This is a genomic window from Mycobacterium sp., assembly GCF_025933915.1.
Taxonomy (GTDB): domain Bacteria; phylum Actinomycetota; class Actinomycetes; order Mycobacteriales; family Mycobacteriaceae; genus Mycobacterium.
In genome coordinates, this window is the sequence record NZ_JAICZA010000042.1 from 1 (window position 1) to 13,793 (window position 13,793).

12 protein-coding genes are annotated in these 13,793 nt (G+C 66.7%); 2 read left to right on the forward strand and 10 right to left on the reverse strand.

All coding sequences use genetic code 11. The features are described from left to right. The 8 genes from Q0W90_RS09175 to Q0W90_RS09210 all read right to left on the reverse strand — a co-directional run. Positions 1 to 593: alpha/beta hydrolase (locus Q0W90_RS09175; protein ID WP_297774221.1), on the reverse strand; the 593-nt coding region annotated here is incomplete at its 3' end. Continuing rightward, the gene (locus Q0W90_RS09180) at positions 593 to 1,582 is read right to left on the reverse strand and encodes a cyclase family protein (protein ID WP_297597377.1); all 990 of its coding nucleotides are present in this window, start codon (positions 1,580 to 1,582) and stop codon (positions 593 to 595) included. The genes Q0W90_RS09180 and Q0W90_RS09175, both read right to left, overlap by 1 nt. Then, positions 1,570 to 2,394 carry a coniferyl-alcohol dehydrogenase gene (locus tag Q0W90_RS09185; protein ID WP_297597375.1) on the reverse strand — a complete coding sequence of 275 codons (825 nt, stop codon included), beginning with the start codon at positions 2,392 to 2,394 and terminating at the stop codon, positions 1,570 to 1,572. Before Q0W90_RS09185 ends, Q0W90_RS09180 begins: the two co-directional genes overlap by 13 nt. A 33-nt stretch (positions 2,395 to 2,427) precedes the next feature. Next, positions 2,428 to 3,729, reverse strand: coding sequence for an LLM class flavin-dependent oxidoreductase (locus Q0W90_RS09190; RefSeq protein WP_297597373.1), 1,302 nt, complete (start codon positions 3,727 to 3,729; stop codon positions 2,428 to 2,430). A 2-nt stretch (positions 3,730 to 3,731) separates the two neighbouring features. Then, positions 3,732 to 5,459, reverse strand: a complete 1,728-nt coding sequence (locus Q0W90_RS09195) for an FAD-binding protein (RefSeq protein WP_297597393.1) — start codon at positions 5,457 to 5,459, stop codon at positions 3,732 to 3,734. Between the two features lie 8 nt (positions 5,460 to 5,467). Beyond that, positions 5,468 to 6,385: a 3-carboxyethylcatechol 2,3-dioxygenase gene (locus Q0W90_RS09200; RefSeq protein ID WP_297698970.1), complete on the reverse strand. Its 918-nt coding sequence runs from the start codon at positions 6,383 to 6,385 to the stop codon at positions 5,468 to 5,470. Further along, positions 6,333 to 8,057 (reverse strand): bifunctional 3-(3-hydroxy-phenyl)propionate/3-hydroxycinnamic acid hydroxylase, encoded by a 1,725-nt coding sequence (locus tag Q0W90_RS09205; protein ID WP_297597371.1) that lies wholly within the window; start codon positions 8,055 to 8,057, stop codon positions 6,333 to 6,335. Before Q0W90_RS09205 ends, Q0W90_RS09200 begins: the two co-directional genes overlap by 53 nt. Then, complete coding sequence (locus tag Q0W90_RS09210) at positions 8,057 to 8,920, reverse strand: alpha/beta hydrolase (RefSeq protein ID WP_297597369.1); 864 nt, start codon at positions 8,918 to 8,920, stop codon at positions 8,057 to 8,059. The genes Q0W90_RS09205 and Q0W90_RS09210 overlap by 1 nt, the downstream gene beginning before the upstream one ends. A 126-nt stretch (positions 8,921 to 9,046) precedes the next feature. On the opposite strand from Q0W90_RS09210, the gene Q0W90_RS09215 reads away from it, so the two are divergent. Further along, the gene (locus Q0W90_RS09215; RefSeq protein WP_297597367.1) at positions 9,047 to 9,724 is read left to right on the forward strand and encodes a helix-turn-helix domain-containing protein; all 678 of its coding nucleotides are present in this window, start codon (positions 9,047 to 9,049) and stop codon (positions 9,722 to 9,724) included. 26 nt (positions 9,725 to 9,750) lie between these two features. Further along, positions 9,751 to 11,367, forward strand: coding sequence for an FAD-dependent oxidoreductase (locus Q0W90_RS09220; RefSeq protein WP_297774225.1), 1,617 nt, complete (start codon positions 9,751 to 9,753; stop codon positions 11,365 to 11,367). A 239-nt stretch (positions 11,368 to 11,606) separates the two neighbouring features. Here Q0W90_RS09220 and meaB read toward each other — a convergent pair whose 3' ends face one another. Together meaB and Q0W90_RS09230 are read right to left on the reverse strand one after the other, a co-directional pair. Beyond that, complete coding sequence (meaB, locus tag Q0W90_RS09225) at positions 11,607 to 12,494, reverse strand: methylmalonyl Co-A mutase-associated GTPase MeaB (protein WP_297601685.1); 888 nt, start codon at positions 12,492 to 12,494, stop codon at positions 11,607 to 11,609. A gap of 7 nt (positions 12,495 to 12,501) precedes the next feature. Then, positions 12,502 to 13,641, reverse strand: coding sequence for a thiolase family protein (locus Q0W90_RS09230; protein WP_297774227.1), 1,140 nt, complete (start codon positions 13,639 to 13,641; stop codon positions 12,502 to 12,504). Between the last annotated feature and the right edge of the window lie 152 nt (positions 13,642 to 13,793).

Below are 13,793 nucleotides of genomic sequence, written 5' to 3' on the forward strand. Positions count from 1 at the left end.
GTGGCCCCGGGGCGACGGAACCTGGCCGCGGCGATGGCCTCCCACGCCCCCGGCGCGGTGCTCGACTCGTGGCGGCGCAGCACGTAGTCGTCGTCGGCGGGATAGGCGGCGTCGAAAAACAGCGCTTCGACGATCCGGCGCATGGCGGGAAGTGTGGCGTCATAGTTCTGCAGCGCCTCGAAATGTTCGTTCTGCTGGATCTCGCCACCCCCGCAGATGATCACCAGGCTACGCATCGGCAGCAGCGGCGTCTCCGACGTGCTATCGGTGAGCAGGTTGATGGCTCCCATCGAATTGCCGACGAAGTGCGCCGAATCGACGCCGAGCAATTCGCAAAACCGCGAGACATGGCGGACCCGCATCCCGCGGCCGTCGACGAAGTCGATCACCTTGGCTGACTGCCCGAAGCCCAGCTGGTCGGGCGCCAGAACCCGGAATCGTGCGGCGAGCGCGGCGATGTTGCGCTCCCAGCCGAGTTCGGCGCACGCACCGAACTCGCCGCCGTGCAGCAAGACCACCGGATCGCCCTCGCCCGCTTCCAGGTAGCTGGTGGCCAGGCCGTCGACCGATAGGGTTCTGCGCTGCACCTCCATCACTTGATCGCAATCGGGTTTACCGGAGAGCCCACGGCCCCAACGAATCTCAGGGGTGGCGCGATGAGCTGAAATTCGTAGACACCGTCGGCGGCGCAGTCGGCCGCCAGCGCGGTCAGGTCCCAATACTCGCCGAGCATCAGCCCCATGTCGCGCAGGCACAGCAGATGCAAGGGCAGAAATGCGCCCTCGACGTCGGGCACCAGGTCCTCGACTTGGAGGTTGTCGGAGGCGACCGCCGCGACCTCATGATCGTGCAGCCACGAGGCGCAGCGCCAGTGCAGACCGGAGAATGGCTCCGTCTTGTTCCCGGTCTGCAGGAACCTTGTCCACCAGCCGGTGCGGATCAGCACGATGTCGCCGCTCTCGATCGTCACGCCCTGCGCGCGAACAACGTCATCGAGTTCTTCGGGAGTGATCGGATTGCCCTGTTCGAGGAAGACTTCCGCGTTGCGGTGGCGGACGAGGTCCAGCAGCACGCCGCGGGATGTGATGCCCTTGACATCAACCTTGTCGATGCTGCAATGGTAGGCCCCCATACTCGTCACGGAGCCTGACGAGAAGCCGTTGTAGAGCTTGTCTTCGTAGTAGACGTGCGACAGCGCATCCCACTGGGTGGCCGCCTGCAGCGGCATGATGATCATGTCCTCATTGAAACGAAACAGGTTGTCGACGAAGTAGTTACCTAACTGCATCGCCGTCGGGTTTTGCGTCCAACCCGGACCGTACTGCGGAAGCGAGCTCGCATCCCCACCGTCCACGGTCATCAGAAGCATGGGATTGTGCCGAAAACCGAAGGCGCCCTGCGGGCCCGACGAGCCGAAGTCGACACCGAGCGGAAACACCTTGCCATGCCGGACCAGGCTCGCGGCCTGGGCAACCTTTTGCTCCGTAATGAAATTCAGCGTGCCAAGCTCGTCGTCGTCCCCCCATCGTCCCCAATTAGAGACGTCACGCGCGACCCGCCGAAAATCAGTCAAGTCGGCCACGGGGCTCCTTCCTCGAGTTCACGAGCGATCGCGGCACCCACGTTGCCGCCGTCGACCCACACAACCTGGCCCGAAATATAACTGGCCGCACGGCTATTCAGGAAGAGCAGCACCGCCGCCTGCTCCGCGGGTTCGGAAGCACGGCCGAGCGGTTTGGGGATGTCGTCGAGGAAGCCCTGCCCGTACGCCGTGCGCAGCTGGTCCAGGATCGGTGTCTCGGTGACCCCCGGTCCGGTGCAGTTGATGCGGATTCCCCGAGCGCCCAGCGGCGTGGCGCTGCGCATGGTGTACATGATGATGGCTTCCTTGGACAGTTGGTAGCCGGTGCCCAGCGCATCGGGGTGCCGATCGCACCAATCGATACCCTCCTGCATGTTCGCCGTGTCGAGCAACGGCGCCACGTCGCGCAGGTGTTCCCGGTAGGCGGCGGCCGCGAGCGAGGACACGCTGACGACAGATGACCCCGCGGTCATCTTCGGGATGAGCGACTCGGTGACGTGCCGCAACCCCAAGAAGTTGACGGTGACGATCAGCGGAGGGTCGCCGACGCCGGAGGAAACCCCGGCGACGTTGAACAGCGCATCGACCGGCCCGTCGATGGACGCCACCGCGCGATCGATGGACGCCGGATCGGCCAGGTCGACCTCATGGAACTCGTCGATCCCGCGGCCGGGCCGGCGTTTGTCCAGCCCGATGACGCCGGCCCCGAGGTCGATGAGCTGGCGAACCACGTATTCGCCGATGCCCGAAGCGCATCCGGTCACCACCGCCCGGCGCCCGTCGTAGCGCCACAGCGCGTCGATCTCTCCCAAGGCTCGCCCCGAAATCCTGGTAGAACTCAGGCTCTACTTCTGCTGTTCCTTTGCCCGCTGCGCCGCCTGGACGCGGCCCTCGTTGATCTCCGCCATCGCTTCGGGGATCTCGCTGGCGGTGAACTTACCGCCGCGACCGGTAGGCAGTCCACCAAACGAGTAATCCTCGTCGAACTTCGGTGCCGTCGATTTCGGTCGGCGCGCCTCCACCTTTTCGATCACGGGCGCGAGCCTGGTGGCCTTGTCGGCCACGGCCTTTGCGTCACGCTCGATGAACTCGGGAAGCACCTCTTTGCCCATCAGCTCGATGGATTCCATGGTGCCCTCGTGGCTGCGCGGGTTGAGCAGCAGGATGATCTCGTCGACGCCGCTTTCTTCATAGCCGCGCAGGAATTCGCGCACCGTGGCCGGCGACCCGATCGCACCCCGCCCCGGCCCGTACGCCAGCGTCGGATCCTTCTCGACCTCTTCGAGATACCGCTTCCACACTCCGGTCCGCCCGGGCGTGTGCACTCCCGTCATGTAGTAGTGCATGATGCCGAACGAGAAGAACCCGCCGCCTTGGCCGAGCCGCTGCAGCGCCTGCTCGTCGGTCTTGGCCACCATCATCGACAGGTCACCGCCGATGGCCAGGATGTTCGGGTTGATGCGCGGGGTGACGGGGACGCCGTTCTCTTCGAATTCCTTGTAGTAGCCGTTGACCCTTTCGGTCAGCGGGCCGGGGCCGGTGTAGGCGAAACTCAATGCCCCGATGGCTTTTTGGGCGGCCATCTGCACGCTGGCGGGTCGCGTGCAGGCGACCCAGACCGGCGGATGCGGCTTTTGCAGCGGCTTGGGAACGACGTTGCGCGCCGGCATCTGAACGTGTTCGCCGTCGAAGCCGCTGAACGGCTCTTCGATCATGCAGCGGATCGAGACTTCGAGGGCCTCCTCCCACTGTGCCCGCTTGTCGGCCGGGTCGATGTTGAATCCGCCGAGCTCACCGACCGACGACGATTCCCCGGTGCCGAACTCGACGCGGCCGTTGGAAAGCAGATCGAGGGTGGCGATGCGTTCGGCGACCCGGGCGGGGTGATTGACCACGGGCGGCAGGTGCATGATGCCGAACCCGAGGCGAATGTTCTTGGTCCGCTGGCTGGCCGCGGCCAAGAAGATCTCCGGCGCCGTCGAGTGGCAGTACTCCTCGAGGAAGTGGTGCTCGGTCAGCCACACGGTGGAGAAGCCCGCTTTGTCGGCGGCCTCGACCTCGTCGAGGCAGTCCTGCATCATGACGTGCTCGTCGTCGGGCGCCCAGGGCCGCGGCAGGGCGAATTCGTAGAACAGCGAGATTTTCATTGCTACCTCCTATGAGTATTAACGGCTCGGTTGGCTGCCTGGGCCGCAACGTGTTTCGCCGCGACATAGCCGAAGGTCATTGCTGGGCCGATGGTCGCTCCGGCGCCTGCATAGCTGCGCCCCATCACCGGCGCGGAGGTGTTGCCCACCGCGTAGAGTCCCGGCACCACGGTGTCATCCGCCCGCAGGACGCGGGCATGTTCATCGGTGCGCAGCCCGCCCGAGGTCCCGAGATCCCCGAGAACGATTCGGAAGGCGTAATACGGCGGATCGCCCAGTGGATACAAGTTCGGGTTGGGCAACGTGTGATCGCCGTAGTAGTTGTCGTACACGCTGTCGCCGCGGTTGAAATCGTCGTCGTGACCCTTGCGGGCGAGTTCGTTGAAGCGGCTGGCGGTTTCGGCGAGCTGACCCGGGGGCACGCCGATCTTGCCCGCCATCTCGTCCCAGGTCTTGGCCGCCTTCACCACACCCGATTCCAGCCAGGCCGGCGGTACCTTCCGGCCGGTGGGCACCGGCGCCAGCGGGATTTTCGGCAGCGGCAGGTGTCCCCCCACGACGTAGCGATTGAACGATCTGTGGTCGGTGATCAGCCAGCACGGGATGTGGGTGACGCCGGACCGCTGGCCTTCGATCATGGCGTGGCCGAAATCCATGTACGGCGCCGCTTCGTTGATGAAGCGCTGGCCGGCACCGTTGACGATGAACTGCGCCGGCATCATCCGTTCGTTCAGCATGAATTGCATGCGGCCGTCCGGCCATTGGATCGCCGGGAACCACCATGCTTCGTCGAGCAGATCCGTTGCGGCGCCGACCTTTTGTGCCGCACGGATGCCGTCGCCCATCGCCGCCGGATTGCCGAAGCTCCAGTCCTGGTCCACCTCGGGCAGAAGCTCTTTGCGCCAGGCGAGGTCGTGGTCGAATCCCCCGGACGCCAGGATCACGCCCAGCCGGGCGCCGATCCGCTGGACCTTGCCGTCGGTTTCCACCACCGCGCCGGTCACCGCTCCGTCGGAGTCGGTGAGCAACTGGACCATCGGTGAGTCCAGCCACAGCGGGATGCCGCGTTCCCGCAGTGCCAGCCTGAGCCGGGCCGCCAGCGACTGTCCGATCGCCGCCATCCGCTCGCCGAACACCCTGGCCCTGACCATCCTCGCGATCAGCTTGAGCAGCACGCCTTTGCCGGCCCAGGACTGCCGGATCCGGTAAAAGGTCCGTAGCTCCTTGGGCCCCAACCAGATTCCTCGTGGCGCCAATGCCAGCGGCTGCAGCAGCTGCTGCTCATCGGCGCCCAGCTTGCGCAGGTCGATGGGCGGCACGTTGATGGTGCTGCCCAGTTCGGAGCCGCCGGGCAACTCCGGGTAGTAGTCGGCATACCCGGGCTTCCAGACGAATTCGAACCAGCCGGACAGTTGCTCCAAGAACTGCAGCATCTGCGGCGCCGTTTCGACGTATTGCCGTATCCGCGCCTCGCTGACCAGGCCGTCGGTGATCTGCTTGAGGTATCCCACCACACCCTCGGGTGAGGGGGCGTAGCCCTCCCGGCGCTGCGCGGGCGCCCCGGGAACCCAGATGCCGCCTCCGGACAGCGCGGTGGAACCCCCGAAGTGGGAGGACTTTTCGACCACCAATGCGTCCAGCCCGGCGGCCTGCGCGGTCAGGGCGGCCGTCATGCCGCCACCGCCCGACCCGACGATGAGTACGTCGACCACGTGATCGAATTCGTCCACTGCGCCGGTCATTTCGGGCGTGCCGTTCTGATGGCGAAACCGGCGATCAGTTCGGGTGCGGGTTTGTAGTAGCGTCCGGTGGTTTCGTAGGGACCGGTGGCTTCCAGTGCCGCGAACGCCGCTACCCACGTGCGGATTTCGTGTGCGGAGCTACCGCCCTCGTGGGCCACGAACGAGTTCGACCACTGATCGAATTCGCTGAGCCACCCACCGTCGATGATCGCCAGGAATCGTTGGTCCCACGCCGGGTTGAGTGGTTGCAGGCCACTGTCCCCGGTGGCAAAGCTTTTGGCCGCGTCGATGACGGCCGCTTGCCGGGCCTGGCGTTGCTCCGGTGTCATCGGCCGGCCGTGCACGATCCGCTCCAGCACGGGTGGGGGCGCGGTCGCCAAGGTCGGCACCGGCGGGCTGTGCGAGAGCCCACCGGATCCCAGTACCAGGACTCGCTTGTCCAGGCTGGCCAGATAGGCGCCGACGGCGGCCCCGAGCGCTCGGCAACGATGCATCGGCCCCAATGGGACTCCGATCGCGTTGACGAAAATCGGAATCACGGGACGCGAAGTGGCGTCACCGAACAGCTTTTCGAGCGGTTGGACCGTGCCGTGATCGACGTCCATGCCGGCCGATACCGCGATGTCGACCCCCGCGTCGAGGATGGCTCTCGCGCAGTCGAGGGCGAGCTCCTCCGGCACGTCCAGCGGCCCGGCATGGGTGCCGTAGTCACCGACTCCGGTGGCGCTCGTGCCGATGCAGAAGGGCGGCATCACCTTGTAGAAGAACCCGTTGTAGTGATCCGGTGAAAAGGCGACGACGAGTTCGGGATCGAAGTCTTCGACGAATCCTCGCGCTTCGGCGATCGCGCCTTCGATGTCGTCAAGCAGGTCCTGCGACGGCCCCGGAAGACTCAGGAGCGGGCTGTGCGACATACAGCACAGAGCCAGTGCCACTTTGCAAATCACCCCCTTGCGGCCTCAGGGTCAGCGCGTCAACGAGCGCGGCGCTCAGGTCGGGGGTGCGCTGAGCGATGCAGGCGCCCGCGATGCATCGATCGGGACGCAGGAACAACACCGATTCGGAGTGGGTGTCGAACCACGATTTGAGCTCACCGCACCGGTCGCCGACGACCACGACGTCGGGATCGTCGTGTCCGGTCCAGTGCAACTGTGTCGCCGGGCGCAGCGCGAAGAAGCGGGCACCCAAGGCTTTCCAGTTTGCGAAGGCGGCCTCGCCGAGGAGTTTGCGGGGGTTGTTGTTCCAGCACAGCACGGCGAACCAGGTGCCGAGCACGTCGTCGAGCAGTACATCCTGTTGGTCTCGAGTGTCGACCCGGGGCTGGATGAACAGCGTTCCCACCGGGGAGTCGGTACTGCCGGGTGCGGCATGCACGACGGCGCCGTGCTCGTAGCGCGGCATGGGCTTGAACCGCATCTCCAACACATAGCGCTTGAGCGACGGCACGATTGACGCCGACCGCACGAGCAGGTCTCGCGCGCCGGCCACCCGACGGTTGGTCGGCGAGATCACGCGGCCCACCATGGTGGACAGGTCGATCATCGCGCGCGCGTGCTTGCGGCGCTCCACGTCATAGGTGTCCAGCAGTTTGTCGTCGGCCCGGCCGCTCACCACCGCCGCGAGCTTCCAGCCCAGGTTCGCCGCGTCGCGGATCCCGCTGTTGTAGCCCTGCCCCTGCCAGACCGGCATCAGGTGGGCGGCGTCGCCGGCCAGCAGCAGCCGGCCCTGGCGGAACGCGCCGGCGATGCGCGAGTGGTGGGTGTAGATCCGGCGCCGGATCACGTCGACCCGGTCGGGGTGCGGCACCATCCGGGCCAGCATCTGGTGCAGGAACGCCGGATCCTCCGCCTGCTCGTCGGTCTCGTCGGCGTGGATCATGAACTCGAAGCGGCGAATACCGTGGGCGATCGAGATCGAGGCGTACGGGCGTTCGGGGTCGGCGCCGACCTCGCTGTTCGGGTGACCGAGCGGGTCGTTGGCGATGTCGACCACCAGCCACCGCGTCGACGACGTCGTTCCGTCGAACGACACACCCATCACCCGGCGCGTCATGCTGCGGCCGCCGTCGCAACCGATCACGTAGCGTGCCCGCAGTCGTGATGTGGCGCCATTGTTTTCAGTGCCGCCCCCGACCTCGACGGTGACCCCGTCGGCGTCTTCCTGGCACCCCGCCATCGGACTTGCCCAGCGCACCTGGACGTGATCGAACCGGTCCAGACCGGCCAGCAGTTCCGCATCGACGAGCGGTTGCACGAATCCATTTCGCTTCGGCCAGCCGAAACGCGCATCGGGCGGGGCCATTTCGGCGAGCACTCGGCGCTTGGCGTCCATGAAGCGCAGGATCTGATTGGGCACCGTATGGGGCAGTACCCGCTCGGCAAGCCCGATCGATTGGAATGTGCGCAACGCCTCGTCATCGAGGCCCACCCCGCGCGGGTAGTCGATGAGGGTGTCCCGCTCTTCGACCACTATCACGCGGATTCCTTGCAGGCCCAGGATGTTGGCCAATGTCAATCCGACCGGGCCCGCACCGACCACGAGTACGTCGGTGTCGATGTCAGGTACCGCTTGCCCCGGAGTGACCATCAGCGGCCCAGCAAGAAATCGAGGTGCAGGCGATTAAAGGTCTTGGCGTCCTCGTACTGCGGCCAATGACCGCAACCGGGCATCACTTCGAAGCGCGCGTTGGGGATCATCGACGCGATGCGGCGGCCTTCGGTGACATCGGCGGTGGGGTCGTCACTGGTCCAGAGCACCAGCGTCGGCGCGATGATCGCGCCGTATTCGGCCGGACCAAGGATGTTTCGCGCCCGAATCTCGGGGTCCTGCAACGCCATGATGTCGCGCATGGCGGAGACGAATCCCGGTTGGCGATAGACGCGCTGGCGACTGGCAACCAGGTCGTCATAGTCCCGGGACTTGTCGGCCATCAGCCATTTGATCCGCGCTTGAACCGTTTCCCACGTGGGATCCTCAGCGGCCGCCATGGAGAGAGTGATGATCCGTTGCATCACAACGGGGTCGGCCTGGGAGCCGCCGGCGGTGTTGAGGACCAGGCGATCGACCACGTCGGGATGGTCGACGGCGGCGCGGGAAGCTACCCAGCCGCCCAGGGATTCACCGCTGATGCACGCGCGATCGACACCGATGGTGCGCAGCACGGCCATCAGGTGCTCGACGTAGTGGTGGACTTCCAGCGGGTGGCCCGGCTTGCCGGTGTAGCCGTGGCCCAGCATGTCGATCGACCACGTCCAGAAATGATCCGCGTGGGCCGCCAGGTTGCGGACGTATGCCTCCGCGTGACCGCCGGATCCGTGCAACAGAATCAGCACCGGCTTGCCGGGGTCCCCGGCCCGTAGGTAGCGGGTCCGTATTCCTCCGGCGTCGAGGTAGCCCTGTTCAAACGCGACGCCCTGGAGATCGCTCCATATGCTCTCGAACTCCGTCACGGTCCTGTCCGGCCTCCAGATCGGGGAAATCTCGTTCTCGTTTTCGGCTTACCTTGTGTGCTAATATCGCACACTGACGTGCGTTATATATAGAGCTTCGCTCTCGCGGGAAGGTCTGTCAAGGCTGTGACAAGTTCCGGTACCGGGTCGCAAACCCTGGCCAGGGGGCTCACCGCGCTGCAGATGGTGGCCGACTCCCCCACCGGACTCACGGTGCAACAGCTCGCCGATCAGGTCGGGGTGCATCGCACCATCGCCTACCGATTGCTCACGACGCTCGCCGAGTTTCGCTTGCTGGCCAAGGGAGAAGACGGGCGCTACCGCCCCGCGGCCGGACTCGCCGTGCTCGGCGCGTCCTTCGACCGCAACGTGCGCCAACTGAGTCTGCCGACGCTGCGCGCGCTGGCCGACGATCTCGGCACGACGGTGTCGCTGCTCATCGCCGAGGGCGACCAGCAGGTGGCGATCGCGGTCATCGTGCCCAGCCACGTCGCCTACCAGCTTTCCTTTCACGAAGGCAGTCGATACCCACTGGACCGCGGTGCCGCCGGGATCGCCTTGCTCGCGTGCATGCCTCCGCGTCCGGGAGAACGAGAGCTCGTCTCGCGGGCCCGCGAGCGCGGCTGGGTGACGACGTACGGCGAGATCGAACCGAATACCTACGGCCTGGCCGTGGGGGTGCGCCGCCCGGCGCCATCCCCACCCACGTGCATCAACCTCATCTCGCACCGAGAAGACGTCGTGATGCGCGGGAAAGACGCGGTCGTCCAGGCCGCCACGCAGTTGGCCGAGCTTCTGAGCTAGCCACTGAGCTGAAGGGATAGCAGTCCATGTCATGGGACTACGAAGTCGATGTCGTCGTGCTCGGCAGTGGCGGCGCCGGCCTCACCGCCGCGTTGGCTGCGGTCGTGGCGGGCGCATCGGTGGAAGTCTACGAAAAGGCCGCGACCGTCGGCGGGACCACCGCCGTGTCGGGTGGCATCGTGTGGATCCCCGCCCATAACCGTTCTCCTGACGGAGATTTGACGCCCGCGGACGCGTTGAAATACCTGCGCGCCCAGTCGCTCGGCTCGATGGACGACGAGTTGGTCGAAACGTTCGTGCGCACCGGTCCGGCGATGCTCGACTTCATCGAGGCACACAGCGGCCTGCACTTCGAGATCGCGACCGGGTTCCCTGACTATCGGCCCGAACTCCCCGGTGGACAACCGACGGGCGGCCGATCGCTGAGTGCGGCTCCCTTCGATCTGGCTCAGCTGGGCGAATGGGCAACGCGGATAACGTCTTTCCCGGCCGACTGGTCCAATGTCGGTTTCGATGCCGAGACCAGGGCACGCCTGCACGCGGCGATCGACGAACGAACCGGACATCTGTGCGTCGCCGGCACGGCGCTGATCGCGGGACTCCTCAAGGGTCTGCTGGACTCCGGGGTGACACCGCGCGTGGACGCGCGCGCCGAAGAACTCATTGCCGAGGGTGGGGAGATCATCGGAGTGCGCGTCGCCCTACCGGAACGCACGATCAACGTTCGCGCCCGACGCGGGGTCATCCTGGGTACCGGTGGCTTCGAGTGGGATCCGGCTCTGGCACAGGCCTTTCTGCGCGGTCCCATGCACGGCGCGGTCTCTCCCCCGAACAACACCGGCGACGGGCTGCGCATGGCGATGGCCCAGGGGGCCGACCTGGCCAACATGGGCGAAGCGTGGTGGGTACCGATCGTCCAAATCCCGGGCGACACCATCGAGGGCAAGCCGCGCAGCCGCAGCGTGCGTCTGGAGAGAACGCGACCGCGCAGCATCATCGTCAACTCCGCGGGGCAGCGCTTCGTCAACGAAGCGTGCGACTACAACTCGATGGCCGGCGCCTTCCATTATCTGGATCCTCGCGGCGGGTACGTCAACGATCGCGGATGGATGGTGTTCGATTCGGTTCACCTGCAACGCTATGGATTTCTTGGTATCGAACCGGGACAACCCGTCCCGGACTGGTTCTGCGAATCGGCCAACCTCGCCGAGCTGGCCGCCAAGACGGGCATCGACGCCGACGGTTTGACCCGCACCGTCGAGAGCTTCAACCGCCACGTGGCGGCCGGCGAAGACCCTGAGTTCGGGCGGGGTTCCAGCGCCTACGACGGCTACTGGGGTGACGACAGCGCAACCACACAGGCCGGTAAGACGCTCGGCCCGATCGACACCGCCCCCTACTACGCGGTACCGGTGCGCATCGGTGCGATGGGCACCAAGGGCGGCCCCCGCACCGATCACGACGCGCGCGTTCTGCACGTCGGCGGCGAGCCGATACCCGGGCTGTTCGCCGCCGGCAACGCGATGGGCGGTGCCACGGGGCGGGCCTACGGGGGTGCCGGCGGAACCCTCGGTCCGGCAATGGTTTTCGGGTATCGCGCGGGGCACGCGGCCGCCACCGGGAAGTCTGTCGACCTGAAATAGTGCGTTGGGCGCCGCGTGCCGACCGTGGGTCTAGGTACGGGAATCGGCATGAATTCGTCCATAGGCCCCACGCTCGTGCTGGCGCAATCGGTCCGGCCTGCGTCATCCTGAATCGATGGTTGCCTAGGTGAGTCTCCTTAGTGATAGCGCCGGCGATAGCGCAAACGAAACTCACCTCATGTCAGCCAAACCGGTACTCACGTGACTCGTGTGACCGCCGAAGCCGCGCGCCGGGGCCGTCAGTCCGTCTCAGGTGTGGCCGGTGAGATCAGCCGCTCGGCCGCCGTGTAGGGATCCTGGACGCCGTCGACGACCGCCTCCGCGAGCCGGTCGAGATCCGGCTGGGTCCGCAGCCGGGTTTGGGCCAGCGACAGAATCTGTGCGCGGGCGCGGGCCAGCCGGCGGGCGCGACTGTCGGTGCGGCGGTGGTCCTCGATGACGGCCATCAGGTCCTCGATGCCCTCGCCCCGGGCGGCGATCAGCGAAACGATAGGGGCGCTGGTTTCGGCCCGGAGATCGCGGACGGTTTGTTTGGCACCGTCCCGGTCCGCCTTGTTGACCGCCACGATGTCGGCGACCTCCAGCACCCCGGCCTTGGCGGCCTGAACCGCGTCGCCCGCCCCGGGATTGAGAATGACGACGGTCGGGTCGGCGACGGCGGCGATCTCGATCTCCGACTGCCCCACCCCCACCGTCTCGAGCAGGACGACGTCGTAACCGATCGCCCCCAGCAGGCGGATCGCCGCCGGAACCGCGGCGGCCAGCCCGCCGAGGTGACCTCGGGTCGCCACCGAGCGAATGAGTACGTCGGAGTCGTTGATATGCGACGCCATTCGAATCCGATCCCCCAGCAGCGCGCCGCCACTGAACGGCGACGACGGGTCCACCGCCAGCACCGCCACCCGGCAGCCACGCGTGCGGTAGGCGCCGACCAGGGCGGCGACCGTCGTCGACTTGCCCGCGCCCGGCGGCCCGGTGATGCCGATGACCGGCCCCGTGCGCTCCGGTGCCGGTCCGATGGCCCCCAGGACCTCGTCGCGCTGATCACCCTCGACGAGGCTGAGCAGCCGACCTGCCGCGCGGGGAGATCCGTTGCGCGCGCGGTCAATCAGCTCAGCGATGGTCATGTATGCATTATGGAGCCGCGACCTCGATTACGGTCGCTGAACCCATTCCACCGCCCGCGCACATCGCCGCGACGCCGATGCCGCCGCCGCGGCGGCGCAATTCGTGCACCAGGGTGACCAGCATCCGGGCTCCGGTCGCCGCGACGGGATGGCCCAGCGAACAGCCGCTGCCGCTGACGTTGACCTTGTCGGGGTCAAGCTCGAGGAGCTTGATGGTGGCCACGCACATCGCCGCAAAGGCTTCGTTGATTTCGAACAGGTCAACGTCGGAGACCGAGAGACCAGCGCGCCCAAGGGCTTTCGGGATGGCCTCGACCGGCGCCAGGCCGGTGATCGCCGGGTCGACGCCGACCGACGCCCAGGACCGAATGGTGGCCAGCGCGGGCAGCCCGAGCCGGTCGCTGGCGATCGTCAACGCCGCGGCAGCGTCGTTGGCGCCGCAGGCGTTACCGGCCGTGATGGAGAAGCCCTCGATTTCCGGGTGCAGCGGCTTGAGCGCGGCCAGCTTCTCCATGCTGGTGTCGCGGCGCGGGTGCTCGTCGACCGAGAACAGCCCGTGCGGGGTGTCGATGGGGACGATCTCTTCTTTGAAGCGACCTTCATCGATGGCGGCGATGGCGTTGCGGTGCGAGCGCAGCGCCCACGCGTCCATCTCCTCGCGACTCACACCGGCTTTGACGGCGGCGTTCCAGCCGACGGTGATCGACATGTCCATGTTGGGTGCGTCGGGGCGGTCCGGGTGGGTCGGGGGGAACCAGTCGACCCATTCCCCATCCACCTGTATCCGCGACCGCGGCGACGTGGATGCCGAGTTCACCCCGCCGGCGATGACGAGTTGATCCATTCCCGCCCGCACGCTCGCCGCCGCGCTCTGCACGGCCGCCTGGCCCGCCGCGCAATGCCGATTGTTGGCCAGGCCGGGCACCTGGGTCAGGCCCGCGGTGACCGCCGCGTGGCGGGCCAGCACGCCGCCGCCGTAGAGGCCTTCGCCCAGAATCACGTCGTCGACCTGCGCCGGGTCCAGATCCTTGGCCGCGTCGGTGACGACGTGGTGCGCCAGATCGAGCGCGCTGGTGTCGCGCAAGGTCCCCTTGCGCGCGGTGCCGATGGGGGTGCGCAGGGCGGACACGATGACGGCGTCGGGCACGGGTCTTCTCCAGTTCAGCCAGCAGGCGCGGGTTAGCGAGAGCCATCCGCAGATTCACGAGAATCAAATTCTCTCATTACGAGAGTACGAGTCGCAAGGAGAGTGGCGCCGCGAGCGGACGCAGAATCGCACATAGCTGCGCCGGATCGTGC

Excerpts from the sequence above, each read along its gene's own strand:
- meaB (WP_297601685.1), bottom strand. The coding sequence starts at position 12,494 with ATGACCATCGCTGAGCTGATTGACCGCGCGCGCAACGGATCTCCCCGC.
- Q0W90_RS09190 (WP_297597373.1), bottom strand. The coding sequence starts at position 3,729 with ATGAAAATCTCGCTGTTCTACGAATTCGCCCTGCCGCGGCCCTGGGCG.
- Q0W90_RS09205 (WP_297597371.1), bottom strand. The coding sequence starts at position 8,057 with ATGGTCACTCCGGGGCAAGCGGTACCTGACATCGACACCGACGTACTC.
- Q0W90_RS09200 (WP_297698970.1), bottom strand. The coding sequence starts at position 6,385 with ATGTCGCACAGCCCGCTCCTGAGTCTTCCGGGGCCGTCGCAGGACCTG.
- Q0W90_RS09220 (WP_297774225.1), top strand. The coding sequence starts at position 9,751 with ATGTCATGGGACTACGAAGTCGATGTCGTCGTGCTCGGCAGTGGCGGC.